The sequence below is a fragment of the Zhengella sedimenti genome (genome assembly GCF_046506625.1).
GTDB classification, from domain to species: domain Bacteria; phylum Pseudomonadota; class Alphaproteobacteria; order Rhizobiales; family Rhizobiaceae; genus Zhengella; species Zhengella sedimenti.
Map to the genome: position 1 here is coordinate 33,764 of NZ_JBKFFP010000001.1, position 21,890 is coordinate 55,653.

22 protein-coding genes are annotated in these 21,890 nt (G+C 64.9%); 8 read left to right on the forward strand and 14 right to left on the reverse strand.

The genetic code is table 11. The features are described 5' to 3' along the window. Positions 1–4: 4 nt before the first annotated feature. Genes ACLB6G_RS00190 through ACLB6G_RS00215 form a run of 6 tightly spaced genes read left to right on the forward strand, consistent with a single transcriptional unit; the run spans position 5 to position 7,395 of the window. Positions 5–1,882 (forward strand): extracellular solute-binding protein, encoded by a 1,878-nt coding sequence (locus tag ACLB6G_RS00190; protein WP_410354086.1) that lies wholly within the window; start codon positions 5–7, stop codon positions 1,880–1,882. Between the two features lie 39 nt (positions 1,883–1,921). Continuing rightward, on the forward strand, positions 1,922–3,031 hold the full coding sequence (locus ACLB6G_RS00195) for a microcin C ABC transporter permease YejB (RefSeq protein WP_410354087.1): 1,110 nt from the start codon (positions 1,922–1,924) through the stop codon (positions 3,029–3,031). Then, positions 3,031–4,179 carry an ABC transporter permease gene (locus ACLB6G_RS00200; RefSeq protein ID WP_410354088.1) on the forward strand — a complete coding sequence of 383 codons (1,149 nt, stop codon included), beginning with the start codon at positions 3,031–3,033 and terminating at the stop codon, positions 4,177–4,179. Before ACLB6G_RS00195 ends, ACLB6G_RS00200 begins: the two co-directional genes overlap by 1 nt. Then, a complete protein-coding gene (locus ACLB6G_RS00205; protein WP_410354089.1) occupies positions 4,176–5,807 on the forward strand; it encodes an ABC transporter ATP-binding protein in 1,632 nt (543 codons plus the stop codon). Before ACLB6G_RS00200 ends, ACLB6G_RS00205 begins: the two co-directional genes overlap by 4 nt. Continuing rightward, complete coding sequence (locus ACLB6G_RS00210; protein WP_410354090.1) at positions 5,804–6,436, forward strand: NUDIX domain-containing protein; 633 nt, start codon at positions 5,804–5,806, stop codon at positions 6,434–6,436. Before ACLB6G_RS00205 ends, ACLB6G_RS00210 begins: the two co-directional genes overlap by 4 nt. Continuing rightward, positions 6,433–7,395: a 2-hydroxyacid dehydrogenase gene (locus ACLB6G_RS00215; protein ID WP_410354091.1), complete on the forward strand. Its 963-nt coding sequence runs from the start codon at positions 6,433–6,435 to the stop codon at positions 7,393–7,395. Before ACLB6G_RS00210 ends, ACLB6G_RS00215 begins: the two co-directional genes overlap by 4 nt. On the opposite strand, the gene ACLB6G_RS00220 is transcribed toward ACLB6G_RS00215, so the two are convergent. From ACLB6G_RS00220 to ACLB6G_RS00230, 3 genes are all read right to left on the reverse strand, one after another. Further along, positions 7,389–8,246 carry a C40 family peptidase gene (locus ACLB6G_RS00220; protein WP_410354093.1) on the reverse strand — a complete coding sequence of 286 codons (858 nt, stop codon included), beginning with the start codon at positions 8,244–8,246 and terminating at the stop codon, positions 7,389–7,391. The two genes, ACLB6G_RS00215 and ACLB6G_RS00220, sit on opposite strands and share 7 nt — an antisense overlap. Further along, positions 8,243–8,593: a MarR family winged helix-turn-helix transcriptional regulator gene (locus tag ACLB6G_RS00225; protein WP_410354094.1), complete on the reverse strand. Its 351-nt coding sequence runs from the start codon at positions 8,591–8,593 to the stop codon at positions 8,243–8,245. The genes ACLB6G_RS00220 and ACLB6G_RS00225 overlap by 4 nt, the downstream gene beginning before the upstream one ends. A gap of 62 nt (positions 8,594–8,655) precedes the next feature. Next, complete coding sequence (locus ACLB6G_RS00230; protein ID WP_410354095.1) at positions 8,656–10,032, reverse strand: leucyl aminopeptidase family protein; 1,377 nt, start codon at positions 10,030–10,032, stop codon at positions 8,656–8,658. A 108-nt stretch (positions 10,033–10,140) separates the two neighbouring features. On the opposite strand from ACLB6G_RS00230, the gene ACLB6G_RS00235 reads away from it, so the two are divergent. Next, positions 10,141–10,953 carry a tetratricopeptide repeat protein gene (locus ACLB6G_RS00235; protein ID WP_410354096.1) on the forward strand — a complete coding sequence of 271 codons (813 nt, stop codon included), beginning with the start codon at positions 10,141–10,143 and terminating at the stop codon, positions 10,951–10,953. A gap of 252 nt (positions 10,954–11,205) precedes the next feature. On the opposite strand, the gene ACLB6G_RS00240 is transcribed toward ACLB6G_RS00235, so the two are convergent. The 11 genes from ACLB6G_RS00240 to ACLB6G_RS00290 form a co-directional block, all read right to left on the reverse strand. After that, positions 11,206–12,201: a type II secretion system F family protein gene (locus ACLB6G_RS00240; RefSeq protein ID WP_410354097.1), complete on the reverse strand. Its 996-nt coding sequence runs from the start codon at positions 12,199–12,201 to the stop codon at positions 11,206–11,208. Between the two features lie 4 nt (positions 12,202–12,205). Then, positions 12,206–13,228 carry a type II secretion system F family protein gene (locus ACLB6G_RS00245; RefSeq protein ID WP_410354098.1) on the reverse strand — a complete coding sequence of 341 codons (1,023 nt, stop codon included), beginning with the start codon at positions 13,226–13,228 and terminating at the stop codon, positions 12,206–12,208. A 31-nt stretch (positions 13,229–13,259) separates the two neighbouring features. Further along, on the reverse strand, positions 13,260–14,735 hold the full coding sequence (locus ACLB6G_RS00250; RefSeq protein WP_410354099.1) for a CpaF family protein: 1,476 nt from the start codon (positions 14,733–14,735) through the stop codon (positions 13,260–13,262). Between the two features lie 30 nt (positions 14,736–14,765). After that, a complete protein-coding gene (locus tag ACLB6G_RS00255; RefSeq protein WP_410354100.1) occupies positions 14,766–16,049 on the reverse strand; it encodes an AAA family ATPase in 1,284 nt (427 codons plus the stop codon). 20 nt (positions 16,050–16,069) lie between these two features. Further along, complete coding sequence (locus ACLB6G_RS00260) at positions 16,070–16,789, reverse strand: CpaD family pilus assembly protein (RefSeq protein ID WP_410354101.1); 720 nt, start codon at positions 16,787–16,789, stop codon at positions 16,070–16,072. A gap of 16 nt (positions 16,790–16,805) precedes the next feature. Next, the gene (locus ACLB6G_RS00265; protein WP_410354102.1) at positions 16,806–18,344 is read right to left on the reverse strand and encodes a type II and III secretion system protein family protein; all 1,539 of its coding nucleotides are present in this window, start codon (positions 18,342–18,344) and stop codon (positions 16,806–16,808) included. After that, a complete protein-coding gene (gene cpaB / locus ACLB6G_RS00270) occupies positions 18,341–19,162 on the reverse strand; it encodes a Flp pilus assembly protein CpaB (protein WP_410354103.1) in 822 nt (273 codons plus the stop codon). The genes ACLB6G_RS00265 and cpaB overlap by 4 nt, the downstream gene beginning before the upstream one ends. Positions 19,163–19,365: 203 nt before the next feature. Beyond that, positions 19,366–19,887, reverse strand: coding sequence for an A24 family peptidase (locus tag ACLB6G_RS00275; RefSeq protein WP_410354104.1), 522 nt, complete (start codon positions 19,885–19,887; stop codon positions 19,366–19,368). 164 nt (positions 19,888–20,051) lie between these two features. Next, entirely contained in the window at positions 20,052–20,225 is a 174-nt protein-coding gene (locus ACLB6G_RS00280; protein ID WP_410354105.1) for a Flp family type IVb pilin, read from the reverse strand. Between the two features lie 181 nt (positions 20,226–20,406). Continuing rightward, positions 20,407–20,580: a Flp family type IVb pilin gene (locus ACLB6G_RS00285; RefSeq protein WP_410354106.1), complete on the reverse strand. Its 174-nt coding sequence runs from the start codon at positions 20,578–20,580 to the stop codon at positions 20,407–20,409. Between the two features lie 271 nt (positions 20,581–20,851). Then, positions 20,852–21,019 carry a Flp family type IVb pilin gene (locus ACLB6G_RS00290; protein WP_410354107.1) on the reverse strand — a complete coding sequence of 56 codons (168 nt, stop codon included), beginning with the start codon at positions 21,017–21,019 and terminating at the stop codon, positions 20,852–20,854. A gap of 389 nt (positions 21,020–21,408) precedes the next feature. Here ACLB6G_RS00290 and ACLB6G_RS00295 point away from each other — a divergent pair, with 389 nt between their 5' ends. After that, positions 21,409–21,831, forward strand: a complete 423-nt coding sequence (locus tag ACLB6G_RS00295) for a pilus assembly protein N-terminal domain-containing protein (RefSeq protein ID WP_410354108.1) — start codon at positions 21,409–21,411, stop codon at positions 21,829–21,831. Positions 21,832–21,890: the final 59 nt, after the last annotated feature.

Sequence of the window (21,890 nt, forward strand, 5' to 3'; positions counted from 1 at the left end):
GGCCATGACCGTGAGACCGACGCGCAGGAGCTTCCTGACGCTTGCCGGTTCGGCGGCGCTCCTGCCGCTGACCGGGCTGCCGGGGCTCGCCGCCCTGCCCGCCGAAACGCCGCTGCACGGCCTGTCGGCCTTCGGCGAACTGAAATACGGGCCGGACTTCAACCATTTCGCCTATGCCAACCCTGGAGCACCGAAGGGCGGAACGTTCAATTTCTCGCCGCCCAACTGGGCCTTCAACCAGGGTGCCCAGACCTTCGACACGCTCAACAGCTTCACGTTTCGCGGCAATGCGCCCATGCGCATGGAACTGTGCTTCGACGCGCTGATGACGCGGGCGCTCGACGAGCCGGACGCGATCTACGGCCTGCTGGCCGAAAGCGTGACGATTTCGCCTGACCGCAGGACCTACCGCTTCGTCCTGCGCGAGGGCGCCCGCTTCCATGACGGCTCGCCGGTGACGGCGCAGGACGTCGCCTTCTCCTACCGGACATTCAAGACGCCGGAGGCGCACCCTTCGCTCAGCCAGCCGCTGCGCGAACTCAACGACGCCGTGGCGGTGGACGAGCGCACGGTGGATCTCGTCTTTTCCGGCCAGCATTCGGACCGGACCATCCTGACGGCGGCGACCTTCCCGATCCTGCAGGAGGCGTTCTTCGAGGGTTTCGCCTTCGACCAGACCAAGATGACTCCCTTGATGTCTTCAGGCCCGTTCCGCGTGGCCGAGGCGCAGGCCGGGCTGTTCATCGAATATGAGCGGGTGGCCGACTATTGGGGCCGCGATCTGCCGGTCATGCGCGGGCAGTTCCATTTCGACCGCATCCGCATCGACTACTACCGCGACCGGCAGGCCGGCTTCGAAGCCTTCAAGAAGGGGATCACCCTGTTCCGGCAGGAATTCACCTCCAAGACCTGGGCCACGGAATATGATTTCCCGGCCATCGCCGAAGGCAAGGTCGTCAAGCGCACCTTCCCGCGCGAGAAATACGCCACGATGCAGGGCTGGGCGATCAACCGGCGGCGGCCGCACCTGGCCGACCGGCGCATGTCGCAGGCCATCAACCTGTGCTTCGATTTCCAGTGGACACGCGAGAAACTGTTCTACGGCTCCTACGAGCGGTCGCAGTCGCTGTTTTCCGGCTCCGGTTTCGTTGCCAGCGGGCCACCCTCGGCGGAAGAACTGGAATTGCTGGAGCCCTGGCGGGGCAGCCTGCCCGACGAGGTGTTCGGCGAGCCGGTGACCATGCCCGTCTCCGACGGTTCCGGCCGCGACCGGCGGCTCCTGTCGCAGGCGGCACGGCTCCTCTCGGATATGGGTTACAGCCGCGGCGGCAACGGCTTGCTTGAGGATGGTAACGGCGCGCCGCTGACGCTGGAAATCCTGGTGCGCGACCAGACCTTCGTGCGCGTCCTGCAACCCTTCATCGAGAACCTGCGCGCCGTCGGCATCGACGCGTCCTCGCGGCTCGTCGATGCCTCGCAATTCGAGACGCGTCTGCGCGACTATGAATTCGACATGGTCGGCATCGCGCTCAACCATGGCGCCACGCCGACCCGCGAAGGGCTGGCGCTGATCTTCTCGTCGGAAGCGGCACAGGCGCCCGGAACGCGCAACCTGCCGGGCACGGCCGACCCGGCGGTGGACGCGCTCATCGACACGATCGGCCGGGCAGAGACGCGCGAGGCCATGACGATTGCCATGCGCGCGCTCGACCGGGTCTTGCGCGCGCGGCGAGACTGGATTCCAAATTGGCATGCGGCGAATCACCGGGCAGCCTTCTGGGACATGTTCGGTTATGCCGAACCGAAGCCGGATTACGGCTTTTCGCCGGAGCGGCTCTGGTGGGTGGATGAAGAGAAGGCAAGGGCGATTGGCAAGGCGTGACGACGCACGACAGGCCGTGACGAAGCGGGGACACTCCTAATGGGCGCCTATATCCTCCGGCGCCTGCTGCTGATGATCCCGACCCTGCTCGGGATCATGGCGGTATCCTTCGCCGTCATCCAGTTCGCGCCGGGCGGACCGGTGGAACAGGTGATCGCGCAACTCACCGGCCAGGGCGGCAGCGCCACGGACCGCATATCCGGCGGCGGCGGGGATTTCGGCGGCCAGAACCAGGGCTTCGATTCCGGCGGAGGCGATGTTTCCTCGAAATATCGCGGCGCACAGGGTCTCGACCCGGAATTCATCCGCCAGCTCGAACAGCAGTTCGGCTTCGACAAGCCCTGGTACGAGCGCTTCGGCCTGATGCTGTGGAACTATGCCCGGTTCGATTTCGGCGAGAGCTATTTCCGCTCCACCTCGGTCATCGACCTCATCCTGGAGAAGATGCCGGTCTCGATTTCGCTCGGGCTGTGGCTGACGCTCATCTCCTATTCGATCTCGATTCCGCTCGGCATCCGCAAGGCGGTGAAGGACGGATCGGCCTTCGATGTCTGGACATCGGCCGTCATCATCGTGGGCTATGCCATTCCCGGCTTCCTGTTCGCGGTGCTGCTGATCGTGCTGTTTGCCGGCGGATCGTTCTGGGACCTGTTTCCGCTGCGCGGCCTGACATCGGAAAACTGGAACGAACTCTCCTGGCCCGAACGCATCATCGACTATTTCTGGCACCTCACCCTGCCGCTGACGGCCATGGTGCTTTCGCAGTTCGCCACGCTGACGCTGCTGACGAAGAATTCCTTCCTCGACGAGATCAAGAAGCAATATGTGGTGACTGCGCGCGCCAAGGGGCTGACCGAACGCCAGCTGCTTTACGGCCATGTCTTCCGGAATGCCATGCTGATCATCATCGCCGGCTTTCCCGGCGCCTTCATCGGCGCCTTCTTCACCGGGTCGCTGCTGATCGAACAGATCTTCTCGCTCGACGGACTGGGCCTGCTCGGCTTCAAGTCGGTCATCGACCGTGACTATCCGGTGGTTTTCGCCACGCTCTACATCTTCTCGCTGATGGGCCTGCTGATCGGGCTGATCTCCGACCTGACCTATACCTGGATCGACCCGCGCATCGACTTCGAGCGGAGGGACGTGTGATGGACAAGACCGTCCACGACCGGACCGCCACCGCAGGATCGATGCCGCGCAAGCCCTTCCTGTCGCCGCTCAACCAGCGGCGCTGGCAGAACTTCAAGGCCAACCGGCGCGGCTACTGGTCGCTGTGGATCTTCCTCGTGCTGTTCGTCGTGACGCTGATGGCGGAGTTCGTGGCCAACGACAAGCCGGTGCTGATCTCCTACAAGGGCGAGTTGCTGTCGCCGGTCCTGGTCGATTATCCGGAGGAAAAGTTCGGCGGCTTCCTGGCCATCACCGACTATCGCGACCCGGTGATCCAGGAGGAGATCGAGGCCAATGGCTGGATGTTGTGGCCGCCGATCCGCTACAATTACCGCACGGTGAACCGTGAAATCCCGGAAGCGGCCCCCGCCAAGCCGTCCTGGATGTACACGCCGGAGGAACGCTGCAGCCAGTATGCCGATGGCGCCGCCGATCCCAACTGCAACATGGGCAACTGGAACTGGCTGGGCACGGACGACCAGGCGCGCGACGTGCTGGCGCGCGTCATCTACGGCTTCCGCATCTCCGTGCTGTTCGGCCTGACGCTGACGCTGTTCTCGGCGGTCATCGGCGTCAGCGCGGGCGCGGTGCAGGGCTATTTCGGCGGCTGGATGGACCTGATCTTCCAGCGCTTCATCGAGATCTGGTCCTCGATCCCGGTCCTGTTCCTGATCCTGATCATCGCCTCGGTGCTGCCGCCGGGCTTCTGGATCCTGCTCGGCATCATGCTCCTGTTCTCGTGGGTCTCCTTCGTCGGCGTGGTGCGGGCGGAGTTCCTGCGCGCGCGCAATTTCGAATATGTCAACGCGGCGCGCGCGCTCGGCGTCTCCAACCGCACGATCATGTTCCGCCACCTGCTGCCCAATGCCATGGTGGCGACGCTGACCTTCCTGCCCTTCATCCTGAACGGGTCGATCACCTCGCTGACCTCGCTGGACTTCCTTGGCCTCGGCCTGCCGCCCGGCTCCGCCTCGCTCGGCGAATTGCTGGCCCAAGGCAAGAAGAACCTGCAGGCACCATGGCTCGGCATCACCGGCTTCGTGGTGATCTCGCTGATGCTTTCCCTGCTGATCTTCATCGGCGAGGCAACGCGCGACGCCTTCGACCCGAGAAAGACGTTCCGATGAACAAGGCGCCCCTGCTCTCCGTCCAGGACCTGTCCGTCGCCTTCAAGGTCGGCGGAAACGATGTGACAGCGGTCGATCATATCTCCTTCGACATCATGCCGGGAGAAACGGTTGCGCTGGTCGGCGAATCGGGATCCGGCAAGTCGGTCTCTGCTCTGTCGGTGCTCAAGCTGCTGCCCTACCCGGCAGCAAGCCACCCGTCCGGCAAGATCCTGTTCGACGGCGACGACCTGCTCGACAATGACGAGCGCGACCTCATGCGCGTGCGCGGCAACGCCATTTCCATGATCTTCCAGGAGCCGATGACCTCGCTCAATCCGCTCCACACGATCGAGAAACAGATCGCGGAAGTGCTCAAGCTGCACCAGGGCATGGATGACAGGAACGCCCGGGCGCGCGTGCTGGAACTGCTCAACCAGGTGGGTATCCGCGAGCCGGAAAAGCGGCTCGGCTCCTACCCGCACCAGCTGTCGGGCGGGCAGCGCCAGCGTGTGATGATCGCCATGGCGCTGGCCAACGAACCGCGCCTGCTGATCGCCGACGAACCGACGACGGCGCTGGACGTGACCGTGCAGGCGCAGATCCTCGAACTGCTGGCCCGGCTGAAGTCGCAGCACAACATGTCCATGCTGTTCATCACCCATGACCTCGGCATCGTGCGCAAGATCGCCGACCGGGTCTGCGTGATGACGAAGGGCAAGATCGTCGAAAGCGGGCCGACGCGCGAAATCTTCGACAACCCGCAGCACGACTATACCCGCCACCTGCTGGCCGCCGAGCCCAAGGGGCATCCGCCCGCCGGAGACCCTTCCGCCAGGACCGTCATGCAGGGCGAGCAGATCAAGGTCTGGTTCCCGGTGCGGCAGGGTTTCTTCCGCAAGGTGGTGGACCATGTGAAGGCGGTGGACGGCATCGACGTGACGGTGAAGGCCGGCCAGACGCTGGGTGTGGTCGGCGAATCGGGCTCCGGCAAGACCACGCTCGGCCTGGCGCTGGCGCGCATGATCCAGTCGCAGGGCGCCATCACCTTCGAGGGCAAACGCATCGATACGCATTCCTTCAAGGACATGCTGCCCTTGCGTTCTCATCTGCAGATCGTGTTCCAGGACCCTTTCGGTTCGCTCAGTCCGCGCATGTCGGTCTCCGAAATCATCGAGGAAGGCATGACGATCCATTTTCCCGGCCTCGGCCGGGCCGAGCGCGACGAGCGCGTGGTCGCCGTGCTGAAGGAGGTGGGGCTCGATCCCTCAAGCCGGCACCGCTATCCGCACGAATTTTCGGGCGGGCAGCGGCAGCGCATCGCCATTGCGCGCGCCATGGTGCTGAACCCGCGCTTCGTCATGCTGGACGAACCGACATCGGCGCTGGACATGAGCGTGCAGGCGCAGGTGGTGGACCTGTTGCGCGACCTGCAGAAGCGGCACGATCTGGCCTACCTCTTCATTTCCCATGACCTGAAGGTGGTGCGGGCGCTGGCCAACGAGGTCATTGTCATGCGCGGCGGACGCGTCGTCGAATACGGCCCCGCCGACCAGATCTTCGAGAATCCGCAGACCGACTACACGCGGGCACTGATCGCGGCGGCCTTCAACATCGAGACGGCGCCGTCCGGCGTGGTGAGCCAGTGACGGGCCCGGGTCTGGAAGACCGGCCGGTCGAGACGGAGATCAGCGGGCGTTCGGTCCTGTCGGAGGGTTTCCGCCGCATGTTGCGCTTCGTGCTTCGCCACCGCCAGCATGATGGCGGATGGAGCGGCGTCATGACCCGCGACATCCACGAGGGCGCCAAGGTAGCGGCCGTCATCGCCTGGGATCCGGACCGCGACAGGCTGGTCCTGATCCGCCAGTTCCGGCCGGCGGCCCATCTTGCGACCGGCTGCGGCTCGCTGGTGGAAATCGTGGCGGGCGGCGTGGAGGATGGCGAAACACCGGAGATCGCGGCGGCGCGCGAACTGCGCGAGGAGACGGGACTGGCCGCACTGGCGATGATGCCATGCCTTGAATTCCTTCCCTCGCCCGGCATCACGACGGAACACGCCTTCCTGTTCCTGGCACGCGTCGACAGTTCGCGGCTGCCGGAACGGGCGGGCGAGGACGACGACGAGGACATCCGGCCCTTCGCCGTGCCGGCCGGCGACGCCATCGATGCGGCCGGGCGCGGCGCCTTTCGCAACGGTTTCGCCTTGCTGGCGCTCAACTGGTTTGCCGGGCAGGACCGGGAGGCACTGAAAACGAGAATGACGGAGGCCGCGACATGAGCGCAGAGGCGATCCTGATCGCCGTGGGCGACGACCGGGCGGAAGACTGGCTGCCGGTCTTCGCCCAACATTACCCCGATGAAGCCGTGCGCTGGTATGAGCCCGGCATGGACGATGCCACGCTTCGCGATTGCGCCTATGCCATCGTCTGGGCGCCGGATGCCGCGCTGCTCGACAGGATCGGCCACATGAAGGCGCTGTTCTCGCTGGGGGCGGGCGTAGACCACATCACGCGCTCCGGCGTTGCCCTGCCGGCCATTCCGGTGGTGCGCTATGTCGGCGACGACCTCACCAACCGGATGAGCGAATGGATCGTGCTGCAATGCCTGCACCATCTGCGCCAGCACGGCCGCTACCGACTGCAGCAACGCGACCACGTCTGGCGGGCCCTGCCGCAGCCGGGTGCGGAGGATGTGCGGGTCGGGATCATGGGGCTCGGCGTGCTGGGCAGCGATGCCGCGGCCAAGCTGAAGCCCTTCGGCTTCAGGCTTTCCGGCTGGAGCCGGACGCGCAAGGCCACGGACGGCATGGAATGCTTTGCCGGCGAAGAAGAGCTGGATGCCTTTCTCGGCCAGACCGATTTTCTCGTCTCGCTGCTGCCGCGAACGGCAGAGACGGAGGGTCTCGTCAACCACGCCTTCCTTGAGAAGCTGGCGCGAGACGGCGTTTTCGGCGCGCCGGTCTACATCAATGCCGGGCGGGGCAAGACCCAGGTGGATGCCGATGTCGTGGCCGCCCTGCACGACGGCACGCTGGCCGGCGCCTCGCTGGACGTGTTCGAGACCGAACCGCTGCCGTCAGGGCATCCGGCCTGGGACGCGCCCAATCTCGTCATCACGCCCCATGCGGCGGCCTGGTCGAAGCGCAGCGCGGTCGTCGATTATGTCATGGGCCAGATCGCCCGCCTCCGGCAGGGCAAGCCGCTGGAAAACGTGATCGACCCCAAGGCCGGCTACTGAACCCGCCTGAACGCGGTCGGCTGTCCATACAGGTAGCTGATGCGCGTGACCGCATCGTCGAGCGGTTCCGTGGCGACGGTCATGGTATGGCCGTTGGCATGGATGAGCGTGGCCGCATCGGTCATGATGGCGACATGGCCCTTCCAGAAAACGAGATCGCCGCGCCGAAGATCCGTGCGCGCAATGGAATGACCGAGCCCTGCCGCCTGCATGTCGGTGTCGCGCACCACATCGCGTCCCGCCATGCGCAGGCTCAACTGCACGAGACCCGAACAGTCGATCCCGAAGGCCGACGTGCCGCCCCACAGATAGGGCGTGTGCAGCAGGATTTCGGCAATGCTCACGTAATCGGCGGTCAGAGGCGCGGCGGCGAGCGGCGCGAGATGGCCCATGACGATCCAGTCGCCGGCCTCCGTCCGGCCATAGGCAAGGCCGCGCGTCTCAGCCTGCCCGGTGACCGCAAGCCGGCTGCCAATCGACAAATGGCGCGTCACGGGGCGCTTCATGTCCGGTTCCGCGTAACAGACCGTGCGCGGCACCGACACCTGTTGCGTCAGGTCCGCCGCCACGGGACCGAGGGCCGTTTCCGCGACATAACCGACATAGTTGTCCCGCCTGCCCTGCACCCATGCCCAGCCATCCAGGCGCTCGAACACCTCCACGTCGTCGCCCAGCAGGAATTGCGTATCCATGCCGGCGGCGGCGTCCGGCGCGGATTTCACGTCGGCGACGGGGACGGCGATGCGCGCCGGTTCGCCGGCCACGAAACGCGCTGCCTCGACGCGTCCCTGAAGGCGGATGTCTGCCAGATCGGGCCGGAAGACATGAAGACGGCGATCAAGGGCGGTCACAATGGCAACTCCGCGGCCTTCGCGACGATCCGGTCGCCGAACCGCTCGACATAGAGCGCGCCTTCGACGGTGCGCCTGACCAGCACGTTGCGCCGGTCATCAGGATCGCGATGGCGCGAGACAAGGTTCATCGCGCCCATCGTGTCGAGCGCGCGCGTGATGACCGGCTTGGTGACGCCGAGGCGGGCGGCAAGGGCGCGAATGGTATGCGGCGGCGGATCCAGATAGATCGTCAGCAGGATGGCCGCCTGGCGAAAGCTGAGGTCCGGGTGGCCTGAACGGACCTCATCCAGAGCGGTCTCCTGCCAGAGGCGCAAGGCCTGGCTCGGTCTCATGTGAACGGACATCGGGGCCTGCCTGCCGGTTGAACGTTTCGGAACCGTATCCGTTTTCCGGTCCGGGCGGAAGGTCAGCCATAGCGGTCCGCGATCACCTTTTCCAGGGCGCGGATGGCCTGCGCCTCGCCACCGGCGGGGCCATGCGGACGGGCCGACGGATTCCAGGCGAAGATGTCGAAATGAACCCAGCTTTTCGCCCCGCCCGCGAAACGCTGGAGGAAAAGCGCGGCGGTGACGGAGCCGGCGAAGCCGCCAGTGGTGACGTTGTTCACGTCGGCCACCTTCGAGGCCAGGTCGCTGTCATAGGGCTGCCAGAGCGGCATGCGCCAGAGGGGATCGGCGCGTTCGCGCGCGGCATCGGCAAGCGCGGCGGCAAGCGTCTCGTCGGCGGTGTAGAAGGGCGGCAGGTCGGGGCCGAGCGCCACGCGCGCCGCGCCGGTCAGGGTCGCCATGTCAACCAGCAGATCGGGTGCTTCCTCGCCCGCCAGGGTCAGCGCGTCTGCCAGCACCAGCCTTCCTTCCGCATCCGTATTGCCGATCTCGACGGTCAGGCCCTGCCGGCTCTTCAGGATGTCGCCGGGCCGGAAGGCATTGCCGGCGATCGAATTTTCCACCGCCGGGATGAGCACGCGAAGCCTGATCCTAGCGCCGGCGCCCATCAGCATGTCCGCCAGACCCAGGACATTGGCCGCGCCGCCCATGTCCTTCTTCATGTTGAGCATGGAACTGGGCGGCTTGATGTCGAGCCCGCCGGTATCGAAGCAGACGCCCTTGCCGACCAGCGTGACCTTCGGGGCGTCATCCTCGCCCCATTGCATGTCGATGAGGCGCGGCACTTCCGCCGCGGCGCGGCCGACCGCGTGGATCATCGGAAAATTGTTGTCCAGCAGGCTGTCGCCGGCAATGACCGTGATCGATGCGCCATGCCGGGCGGCCAGGTCACGGGCCGCCGCTTCCAGCGCCGACGGGCCCATGTCGCAGGCCGGGGTGTTGACCAGGTCGCGCGTCAGGCGGTGGGCTTCGGCCTGCCGTGTGACCGCTTCCGGATCGACGCCACCGGGTACGGCAAAGGTGAGCGCACGCCCGTCCTTCTTTCCATAGCGGGTAAAGGCATAGCCGCCCAGCATCAGGCCGAGGCAGGCCAGCGCGGCGTCTTGCGGCGGCGCCGCGAAGGTCCAGGCACCTTCCGGCAACTTGCCCGCCAGCGCACCGTAGCCGAGCGCGCCATACCCTGCCTTCATTCCGTCTCCGGTGCCGAACAGCGCACCGGCCAGCCCGCCATCGATGCCGGGCAGGACAAGCACTTCGCCCGCCGCGCCCTCGAAGCCGTTCGCCCTGGCCCAGTTGAGCGCGGCGGCATCCAGGCCGGCGGTCTCCAGGCCACCCTTGCCGACGCAATGAACAGGACGGGCTTCGGGCAGCGGCGCTGCGACGAGGGTGACAGGCATGGAAACTCCTTCGGGATGCGGGAATTAACGAACTGTTAGGGTTAACAGATTATTGCTCACAGGGAAGAGGACCGGCCGGGTCCGCCATCGTTTCCGCAGGTGAGCCGCATGATTTCCAAGCGCCGTCAATCCCGCTTCCGCATCGCAAGCCTGGCCACGACGAGCCTCCTCGTCCTGGCACTCGGCCTTTCCGGATGCGCCAGCAAGCGCCTGACGACCGGTTCGGTGGGAGCGCGCATCTCCAAGCCCGTCGAGCAGATGAACGAGAGCGAGCTTGGCGCGGCGGCTGCAAGTTTCGGCAAGGCCTATTCCGGCGATCCGAAGAACAAGCAGACCGCCATGGCCTATGCCAAGGTTCTGATGATGACCAATCGCACGGACCAGGCACTGGCCGTGATGCGCAAGACGGCCATCTATCATCCGAACGACCGTGACGTGCTGGCTGCCTATGGCAAGTCGCTCGCCGCAGCCGGCCAGCTCGAACCCGCGCTCGACGCGGTGCGCCGCGCCCAGACGCCGGAATATCCGGACTGGCGCCTCGTTTCCGCCGAAGCGGCCATTCTCGACCAGCTCGGTCAGGCGGATGCCGCGCGCACGCTCTACAGGAAGGCGCTGACGCTTCAGCCCAACGAAGCCTCCATTCTGTCAAACCTGGGCATGTCCTACGTGTTGTCCGGCGACCTCGCCACCGCGGAACAGCACATGCGCCAGGCCGTGCAGGCACCGGGCGCCGACAGCCGTGTGCGCCAGAACCTCGCGCTCGTCGTCGGCCTGCAGGGCCGTTTCGACGAGGCCGAGCAGATCGCCGCACAGGAACTCGACCCGCAACAGGCCAGCGCCAACGTGGCCTATCTGCGCTCGATCCTCGCGCAGCAGAACAGCTGGGCCAAGCTCTCCGACAAGTCGAAAAAGACGAACTGAGCCAGCAAGGCCGGATCGCCGGACCGGCGCGCCGACACGTTCACACGCGTTTGCGCGCCCTTTGCAGCAATCGGGTTCCCGCGTCGCTTCCGGCAGGCGGCGACGCCCATCCCTCCCCGCCTATCCTGACCCTGTGAAAAAGCCCCGGCCTGCAAGACCGGGGCATCCGTCACCGGCTTGCCGCGCGGCAGGCAAGGCTGCCGGCTGCATGATTGAGGGAAGGGCGCCGGCCCGGCGCCTTCCCCTGTCCGGTCAGTCGAGCAGTCCCTTCTGGGAGATGTTGATGCCGGCCGGGCCGAGAATGACGATGAAGAGGACCGGCAGGAAGAACAGGATCATCGGCACGGTCAGTTTGGGCGGCAGCGCCGCGGCCTTCTTCTCGGCCTCGTTCATGCGCTGCTCTCGGCTCTCGTTGGCAAGGACGCGCAGGGCGTGGGCAACGGGCGTGCCGTAGCGTTCGGCCTGGATCAGGGCCTGGGACACGCTCTTGACCGAATCGAGGCCGGTGCGGATGGCCAGGTTCTCATAGGCCTGACGGCGTTCGGGCAGGAAAGACAGCTCGGCGTTGGTCAGGACGAATTCCTCGGCCAGGTCGATGGACTGCGTGCCGATTTCCTCCGCGACGCGGCGGAAGGCGGCTTCCACGGACATGCCCGATTCCACGCAGATCAGGAGCAGGTCGAGCGCGTCGGGCCATGCCTTGCGAATGGAGGTGCGCCGCTTGGACGCCAGGTTCTTGACATAGATGATGGGCGCGTAGAAGCCGGCATAGGCGCCGACGATACAGACGACCAGGCGCATGAAGCCCGGCTGATCGGCAAGGGCGCCCAGTCCGTAGACATAGAGCGCGACCAGGGCGAAGCCGACCGGCGGCAAGACCAGGCGGAAAAACAGAAACTTCGTGAGCGGGTTCTGGCCGCGGAAACCGGCCATCCTGAGCGAGTTGACGGTGTTTTCGTCCGCCAGCATCTTGCGCAGGTCCAGCCGGTCGACGATGGACTTCATGCCGCCGACATCCTGCTCGCGCAGTCCCCGCCGGTTGCGGTCGTTCTCTGCAGCCAGTTGCGCGCGCTGCCGGGCGCGCAACTCGTCGCGCTCCAGCGCGACCGACTTCATGCGGCCCTTGAGTTCGTCGCCGCCGAACGACGGCACGACCGTCAGGATGGTGGCGAAGACAGCAAGTCCGACGAGTAGGGCGACAAGGAATGCCGGGCTGAAAATCTGTTGTGCGATCTGATCGGCTGTCATGGGATCAAACCTCGAAATCCATCATTTTCTTCATCATGAATATCCCGATTGACATCCACACTCCGGCGCCTGCCAGCAGCATGTGACCGGAGGAGGTGGTGAAAAGCGGCATGATGTAATTCGGGCTTGTCACATAGACCAGCGTGGCGACGATGAACGGCAGGGCGCCGATGATCATGGCTGAGGCCTTGGCCTCGGCGGCCAGCGCCTTGACGCGATCCTTCATCCGCTTGCGGTCTCGCAGGACGCGCGACAGGTTGCCAAGCGCCTCGGAGAGATTGCCGCCCGCCTGCTGCTGGATCTGGATGACCACGCCGAAGAAGGCGGCCTCGGGGCAGGGCATGGTCTCGGGCATGCGCATGGCCGCCTCGGGCGCCGACATGCCCACCTGCTGCGCTTCCACGATACGGCGGAACTCGGTGCGGACCGGTTCCTGTGCCTCCGAGGCAATCAGGCGAATCCCGTCATTGAGCGGCAAGCCCGACTTCACCGCGCGCACGATGACATCGAGCGCGTTGGGGAATTCGATCAGGAAGGCCTTCACGCGGCGCCCGCGCATGAAACCGATGAACCATCGCGGCAGGCCGAACGCAGCCGCAACGAAAAGACCGGGAAGCGTGAGCAGCGGCATGGGCGCTATGCCGGCCACCGCGACCGGAACGACCACGGCGATGCCGACGAAGACGGAGACAATGTAAAATCGCTGGAGCGTGACATCCATCCCGGCCTGCCTGATCTGAACCTTGAGCGGCGGCCGCTTGATGACGGAGGCGGCGTTGCGCTGCTTGGCTTCCAGATCCTTCAGCGTGTCCTGGATGTTCTTCTTGCGCTTGGCAGCTTCCTGGTTGCGGTCGCGCGCGGCCTTGACGACGGACCGGTCGGTCTCGGCCTTCTTGATGGTCTCGAGGCGCCGTCCGCTCTGGCGTTCGGTCTCGATCCTGTTGAACAGGAAGGCATAGGCAACCGCGCCGGCCGAGAGCCCGGCCAGCGCCACGATCGCCAATATGGTGATGTCAATGCCGAACATGCCCGTTCCCTCTCAACTTGCCGCACTCACGTCAGGCACGCTGGCTTTCCTCCATGGCCGACAAGGCACTGGCCAGCCGCGCTTCCTCTCCGAAGTAGCGGGCCCGCTCCCAGAAATGGGGGCGTCCGATGCCGGTCGACCGGTGTTCGCCCACGATCTTGCCGCTCGCGTCCTCACCCTTCATGTCGTAGAGGATGATGTCCTGCGTGGTGATCATGTCGCCTTCCATGCCGATCACTTCGGTCACGTGGGTGATGCGGCGTGAACCGTCGCGCAGGCGAGCCGCCTGGATGATCACGTCCACGGAGCCGACGATGATCTCGCGCACGGTGCGCTGGGGCAGCGAAAAGCCGCCCATGGCGATCATGGATTCCATGCGGTTGAGACATTCGCGCGGGGTATTGGCGTGGATCGTGCCCATGGAGCCGTCGTGGCCGGTGTTCATGGCCTGAAGCAGGTCGAAGACCTCAGGGCCACGCACTTCGCCGACGATGATCCGCTCCGGGCGCATGCGCAGGCAGTTCTTGACCAGATCGCGCATGGTGATCTCGCCCTCGCCCTCCAGGTTCGGCGGGCGGGTTTCAAGGCGCACCACATGGGGCTGCTGAAGCTGCAGTTCGGCGGAGTCCTCGCAGGTGATCACGCGCTCGTCGCGGTCGACGTAGTTGGTCAGGCAGTTGAGCAGCGTGGTCTTGCCGGAGCCGGTGCCGCCGGAAATGATGACGTTGCAGCGAACGCGCCCGATGATCTTGAGCACCTCCGCGCCTTCCGGCGAAATGGCGCCGAACTTGACAAGCTGGTCGAGCGTCAGCTTGTCCTTCTTGAACTTGCGGATGGTGAGCGCGGTGCCGTCGATGGCCAGCGGCGGTGCGATGACATTCACGCGCGATCCGTCGATGAGGCGGGCGTCGCAGATCGGACTCGATTCGTCGACACGGCGGCCGACCTGGCTGACAATGCGCTGGCAGATGTTGAGAAGCTGCTGGTTGTCGCGGAAGCGCACCGCCGTCTTCTCGGTCTTGCCGTTCACTTCGATGTAGACGTTCTGCGCACCGTTGACCATGATGTCGGCGATGTCGTCGCGGGCGAGCAGCGGTTCCAGCGGTCCGAAGCCCAGGACGTCATTGCAGATGTCCTCGAGGAGTTCTTCCTGTTCGGCGATGGACATCGCGAAGTTCTTGATCGCGATGATGTCGTTGACGATGTCGCGGATTTCCTCGCGCGCCGCTTCCGGATCGAGCTTGGCAAGCTGCGACAGGTCGATCGTGTCGATCAGGGCCGAGAAGACCTGGCTCTTGGTGTCGTAATAGGTGTCGGAGCGCTCGCGCTGCGGCCGGCTTGCAGGAGCGGGCGGCGGCACGGGAACGTTCTTCTGCGGAGCCTTGGCCTGTGCCTGGTGGGAAGGCGAAGGCGCCACGTCTCCGGCCTGCTGCGCGGCCACCGGGGCCGGCGCGCGGAACTCGGGAACGCCCCTGCCGGCGTTGTCGTTGCCTTTTCTTCCAAACATCGTGTCCACCAATCCCCTGGAAAGGCCGCGTTACTTCTTCTTGCCCAGCTTGCCGAGGAACCCGGCCAGTCCCTTGGTCTCCTTCTTCCGGATTTCCATCCGGCCGGTAAGGACATGGGCGATCTCGTTGACCATCTGTGCGATCGCATGGCTGGCGTCCATCTCGCCGAGCATGCGGCCGTTGTTCGATGCGGTACCGAAAAGTTGCGGATCGAACGGAATGATGGCGATCGGTTCGAGATCGAGCGGATCGGCGAAATCGGCCGGTTCGATCTCGGGCCGCTTCGGCACGGCAACCTGGTTGAGAATGAGCTTGGGCGGCGAGTCGTTCGGGCGCAGCCGCTTGAGCGTGTCGGCCAGGTTCTTGGTGTTGCGCAGGTTGGCCAGTTCCGGCGTCGCGACCATCACGACCTCGTCGGCCTGGGCGAGCGTGTCGCGCGTCCAGGCGTTCCAGGTGTGCGGGACGTCGAGAACGATGAGGGGCGCGGTGCGCTGGACAACCTCGACCACGGACAGGAAGGCATCGGACTGGAAGTCGTAGACCCGGTCAAGCGTCGAGGGCGCGGCCAGCAGCGAGAGATGCTCGGAACATTTGGCGAGCAGGCGGTCGAGATAGACCTCGTCGACGCGTTCCGGCGAGAAGACCGCCTCGGCGATGCCCTGGGCCGGGTCCTGGTCGAAATTGATGTTGGCCGTCCCGAACGGCAGGTCCATGTCGGCGATCACGGTCTCGGTCTGGAACAGGTTGGAGATCGACCAGGCGACATTGTGGGCGATCGTCGACGATCCCACGCCGCCCTTGGCGCCGACGAAGGCGATCGTCCGGCCGAGCGGTTCGGCATCGGGATTGACGAAGAGGCTCGAGATCACCGTCATGACATCGGCCAGGGTGACCGGCGCGACCATGTATTCGGAGATGCCGTTGCGGATCAGTTCGCGGTAGAGGTTCACATCGTTGTAGTGACCGACGACGACGACCCGCGTCGAGGGATCGCAGACCTCCGCCAGGCTTTCCAGTTCCGCCATCATGTCGGCCGGCGACACGCGGCTCTCGACGATGATGAGATTGGGCGTCGGATTGGACGCGTAGAACTCGGCGGCCGCGGCGACACCGCCGCGCATCACCTTGACATGGGCGCGCGCCATGCGCCTGTCCTCGGCGGCCCGCTCGACCGGCTTGGCGACACCTTCGGTTTCGCAGAAGGCATGGATCGAAATCCGCGGCACCGGACGCATGGCCTGCAGTTCCGCGGTATCGCGGGCTGTCGCGGCAAAATCTTCCGCCGGTTCCTGCTCGTATGCCAGATTGTCCATCGTCTTCACCCGTTCATGAATCAGTAGCTGATGTTGGGAACGAGCACGGATTCACCGGTCTCGTACTTGCCGATGACGTCGGCACGGCGGGTGCCGTCGATCTCGCCGACCGGACGCGGTCCCAGCAGATCGGCGGGGTTGGCAACCTGCGCCGCCAGGTTGTTCTGGTAGGAGCAGCCGAAGTCGGTGTAGTTGCGGTTTTCCGCCGTGTTCGTGAGATCGTCGGTCCAGCGTCCGCATTTGCCGGTCGACGCCGTCAGGCGCGTGTAGGAAATGCGCACCGGTGCGGAATGGGCCTCGGCGCCGCCTTCGTAGGAGAAGGTGGTGATCCGGTTTGCCGGAACGCCGTGCCTTGTCAGCAGGTTGACGATATCGCCCGCAACACGGCCGGCGCCTGCCGCATTCGGCGTGCCCACCGGGACGATCACCCGGACTTCCGATCCGCTGGCGCGCTCATAGCCGGACATGAAGCCCTTCAGCGCATCGGCCTGGGATGCGGAAAGCGCCCTGGCGTCCTGCGTGACCGGCAGGTCATAGACGGCCTCGCGCTCGGCGATGGTGATGGGATGGTTGGTGCGGTAATCCTGCGGCACCGAACCGACGGTGACGTGATCCCGCTTGAGCGCGGCGCACCCGCCCAGGGCGGCCATGGCGGCGGCGGCCGCAATGACGGGCAACAGCGCCCGGGCCCGGGACTTGCCCGGATTGGCCGCGGCGGTCTTCATGCTTGCTTGCGACATGACACTCATTCCCCGATCACTTGTAGATGTAGCCGACGACGCCGTGGTATCGTCCGGCAGGCCGGTTGGTCTTCATCGTCCCGTAGACGCGGTTGACACGTCCGAGGAACATGCCGGCGCCATCGCTCGGCGGATTGAAATTGTCGTCGGGCTTGGCCAGCGCATTGCGGGCGACGGGCCGCGACAGGTAGGGCGTGACCAGGACGACGAGTTCGGTCTCGTTGCGCTCGAAGGAGCGGCTGCGGAACAGGGTTCCCAGCACCGGCAATTTCATGAGACCGGGCATGCCGTTGATGTTCTGGCGGACATCGTCCTGGATCAGGCCTGCGATCATCATCGTGCCGCCCGAGGGCAGTTCGACGGTCGTATCGGCGAGGCGCTTGCGGATCGAGATGATGTTGGTTTCCGCGATGGGCACCGAACCCTGGGTCGTGGGCTCGGAGACGGTGGTGCGGATCTTCAGGCTGATGCGGCCCGGCGACAGGACGACAGGCAGGAATTCCAGCCCGATCCCGTATTCGACCTTGGCGACGGTGTAGGTCACCTGGCCGTTGTCATCGCCGCGGTCGTTGACCATGTTGAATTCACCGCCGACACGGAACTGAGCCTGCTCGCCGGACACCGCCGTCAGGGTCGGTTCAGCCAGCGTCTTCATCACGCCGGTCTGCTCCATCGCGTTGAGATAGGACTGGAGCGTCACGCTGCCGATTGTGGCGGTCAGCGAACTGGAGAGATTGGTGAGCGGCTTTCCCAGGCCTGTGAAGCTGTCGGCCACCGAGGCAAACGAGATCCCGTCCGTCGATCCGGCGGCCAGGGCCCGCACACCAAGCTGTTTCATGACGGTGCGGCTGATCTCGGCGACCGTGACCTTCAGCGTGACCTGGTCCTCGCCGACGATCTTGAGCAGGTTGACGATCCTGGATGTACGGCGCTCGCTGTCGGGGTTGGAGATGTCCACATCGGCGCCGCCTCCCGAGGGACCCACGCCGGTCGCCGTGGTGGCATACTGGCCCGTGGTCGCCTCACCGCCGGAGACGAAGATCGTGGCGAGTTGCTGGGCGCGCTGGGCATCGAGCGGCGTGGCGACTTCACCGGTCAGGACGACGTTGTCGTTGATCAGTTCCACATTGATCGTGGAATCGGGCAGGAAGCGCTTGAGGTAGTCCTCAAGACCCGAGACATCGCGTTCGATCTGCAGGTCGAGCGAGGCGATCTGCTCCCCGTTGGGGCCGAAGACGAAGATGTTGGTTTCGCCGACCTGCTTGCCGAAAAGGTAGATGCGGCGAGCCGTGCGGGTGACCGCGTCGGCGACCGCCGGATTGGCCACCAGGATGTCGTAGGCATCGGTCGGCAGATCGATGACGATCGACTTGTTCAAGCCGAGCTTGACGCGCTGGGTTGCCGTCGATTCGGTCACGCGCGTGCCTGCGGCCTGCGCAGACTGTTGCACAGCAACCGGCGTCAGGGCCGTCGCGGCCAGCGCGAGGGCAATGGAGGCCGCCAGGCCGGCGCCGGACGAAAAGGCAATGCGGGGAAAACGGGTTTGGCGTGTCATTTCTTCGTAGCCTCTTCGGAAAGTTCGCCGCCCTTGATCATCCGCACGACGCCGCTCCGGTCGCTGTCGGACGAAACGAGATAGTCTGCTCCCTGGCCGGTCACCTCATCGGCGTCCTCGACGGAACGGAGCGCCAGTGTCAGGCGGTCGGCCATCTGCTGGGCCACCGTGATGATCTCCGCCTGCTGCGGCGTCAGCTCCAGGGTGGCCGTCTCGCCCACCTTGACCTTGCGGCCTTCCTCGTCCTCCTGGATCGTCTGGTCGATGGCCAGGACCCGGATGTTGCTGAGGATGGTCTCGGTCTTGAAGGCTTCCCCCGCGGTACCCGAGGCGGAGCGCCGGGTCATGATGACGTCCACCTTGTCATTGGGCAGGATGAACCCGCCTGCCGAGGTATCGGCGGAGATCTGCGTCGCGATGGCGCGCTTGCCGGACGGCAATATGGACGACATGAAGCTCTTGCCGAAGCCGACGAGCCGGGTCTTGCGCAGCGGCTCGCCCGCCGACATCGAGGTTCGCACGACCACGCCAGCCAGCTTTTCGACCGCCTCGGGTTCCTCTGCGCGGGTGATGTATTCCGGGTTCATCGCATCGACCGGCCATTCCTGCCAGCGCAACTGCCCCTCGATCGGCGCGCCGACCGGCATGTCCTCGGTCACGATGAGGATTTCCGCCAGTTCGATGGCGGGTTCGGAGGGAACCGGCGCCATCACGACCGTCTCGGCCGGCGGCGCCGAGGCCATATTCTTGGCGATCATCCCGGCACCGCCAGCGGCGGCCACGGCGACACCCAGAACGATGAGCTGGGAGGTTTTCATTTGCGCTGCACCCCTTACCCGGTGGACCTCAACTTGCGGCCACAGTGCAGGTGCAATCGTCAAATTATGGTTAACGAGACTTTTAAAACCTTGATTAATGAGGTGTTAGGTTTTGCAGCCTGGAGAAAACGCCGTGCGGGACATCATGCGGGGTGTTGGAAGGGCCGGCGCGGCACGGGGCCGTCCGTCAGGCCGCCGATGCCTCAGCCGCCGGCAATCGCGGCGAGCGCCCAAAGGCCGAGCGGGCTTTCGGGAAAGGTGAGAAGACCGGCAATGCCGAGCGCGATGCCATAGGGAATTCCGCTTTGCGGATCGGCGATGCGGCGCAGAAACTCCACACGCCAGGCAAAGACGGCGACAGGCGATCCGCGCAGCGACAGGATGGCGAGCGTCAGGAAGCCGCCTAGGATGGCGGTGAAAAGAAGGTAGTGGACGGTGACCGTGCTGAATCCGAACCAGAGCCCGGTTGCGGTGAGCAGCTTTGCATCGCCGCCGCCCATCTGGCCAATGGAAAACAGGAAGAAGGTGATGGCGAGAACGGTCGCGGCCACGGCGAAATGCGTTGCGTAGGTGCCCCAGTCCATGCCCGTCAGCGGCGCGATGACGGCGAAGGCGCCGACCAGCAGCAGCGAGACCCGGTTCGCAATGGTCATCGACAGCAGATCCGAGATCGCCGCGAACACCATGCAAAAAGGAAAGATCACAAGGATTGCAGCTTCAAGCATCGGTTCATCCTGCCCTGTTCCCGGCCCTGCCCGCTGCCGGGCCGGACGCGTCTTGATCTTGTGCGGACACTAGCGGACCGGGCTTAAACAATGGTGAAGCGTGGCGGACAGCCCGGTGCCCGCCCGCAGGACACCGGGGCAATCCTTGCCGGCTGGCAGACCGATCAGACCCCCGTACCGGCGACGCCGTTCGACACCCGCTGGAACTTGCCATTGAGGTTGGTGCCAAGCGTGGTGAGCGTGCCCATGATGACAACCGAAATCAGCGCCGCGATCAGCCCGTATTCGATGGCCGTCGCACCGGATTCATCCATGATGAAGGATTCGAACTTTTTCATCTTGCGTTTTCCCTGTGTTGCAAACGCCCTGTTTCCAGGGCAGTCATCGTCTTTTCACATCATTTCCGCGCCCCGGGGCGCACACATGCCCCGGACCGCATCGCATTGGCCGGACAGGCGGCGGTCATGCAGCGGAAAGACCGGTGCGGACCGCATCCGGCAGAGCCGGGATCCGGGGCGTCTAGCCGCCGGGCCAGCAATTCGTGCACCAAAGGCGGGTGAACTTGCCGGCGACCTTGTCGCCGAGGTCGGTCAACCCGGCCATGATCGCGACCGATACGAGCGCTGCGACGAGCCCGTATTCGATGGCGGTGGCGCCAGACAAACTCCTGAGAAACAAGCAAAGCCTTCGCATCGATCTACCCCTCTTGCCTGCGGATGAGCGATGCGGTCCCGAAGCGCGCGCGCAGCAGGATAGGCATTGGCCATGGCCGTTCAGACCATGGAAAGGCAGGATGCAACCTTGGGATTATGGCCATCGTTTCGCCCCTGGCCGGGTGGCTCGCCGGCCTTGCCGTCCTTCGTCCCCGCACACGGGACATCAAGACACGCATCTGAAAGAAAAAGGGGCCACCCCGGATCGAGGCGGCCCCTGTCGTACCCTGCGGTCGAGACCGCCCCGGCGATCAGCTGCCGGCGAGCTTGGTGGCGACCGAGTTGAACTTCGTGTTCAGGTTGGTGCCGAGCGTGGTGAGGGTGCCCATGATGACAACCGAAATCAGCGCGGCGATCAGGCCGTATTCGATAGCCGTGGCGCCAGACTCGTCCTTCATGAATGCAACAAACTTCGACATGGTAGAGCTCCTTTGTTTATGCCTTGGTTGACAGCCGTTCCGTGAGTTCTTGTTCGCTCATCGGATGGGGGCAATCTACGGAGAACGTCTTGCGGTTCAGTTACGAAACGCAGTTTCCAAAACATGAACAGGGGCATGGTTAATGAAGGCTGAGCCGGAAGCCCGTTTCCAGGGCGTCTTCGGGATGGAGCGGACGGGCCATTCAGTCCGGGGCGTGCGCGGGATTCCTTTATTACGCGAACAGGCAGTCCATGCCGGGCCTGGCAATCGCGGACAGCATAGCCGGGGCGACAAGCGGCCTGCGGGCCGGCATGGCTTAACCGGCGGTTTACCATTCACGGGCATTTTCATGCAGAGAGTTCATTCCAGATCCGACCGGAGCACCCGTCATGATCCGCACCCTTGCCTTCGCCGCAGTTCTTGCCGCCGGGTTCGCATTCCAGGCGGGCGCGCCGGCATCGGCCGCTGAAGCGGGTATCGAGATATCGATGTACCAGGCCAAGATCATCAAGCTCACCCGCGCCGCCGACACCGTGGTGGTGGGAGAACCGAAGATCGCGGACGTGACGGTCAAGGATTCGACGACGATCGTCCTCACCGGCAAGGGATTCGGCGTGACCAACCTCGTCATCCTCGACCCGGAGGGCAAACCCATCGTCGACGAGCAGGTCTATGTCCGCCGTTCGCAGAACCAGTCGGTCCGGGTCTACAGGCGCAGCCAGGTGCAGACATTGTCCTGCTCGCCCTATTGCGAGACGGAATACCGCAACGAGGCGGTCATGGCGTCGGAAGCCGCCATGGCTGCCAACTGAACCGCCAGGCAATCCGCCACTCGCAATGAAGGTTAAGGCCGGGTGAATCCGGCCTTTTC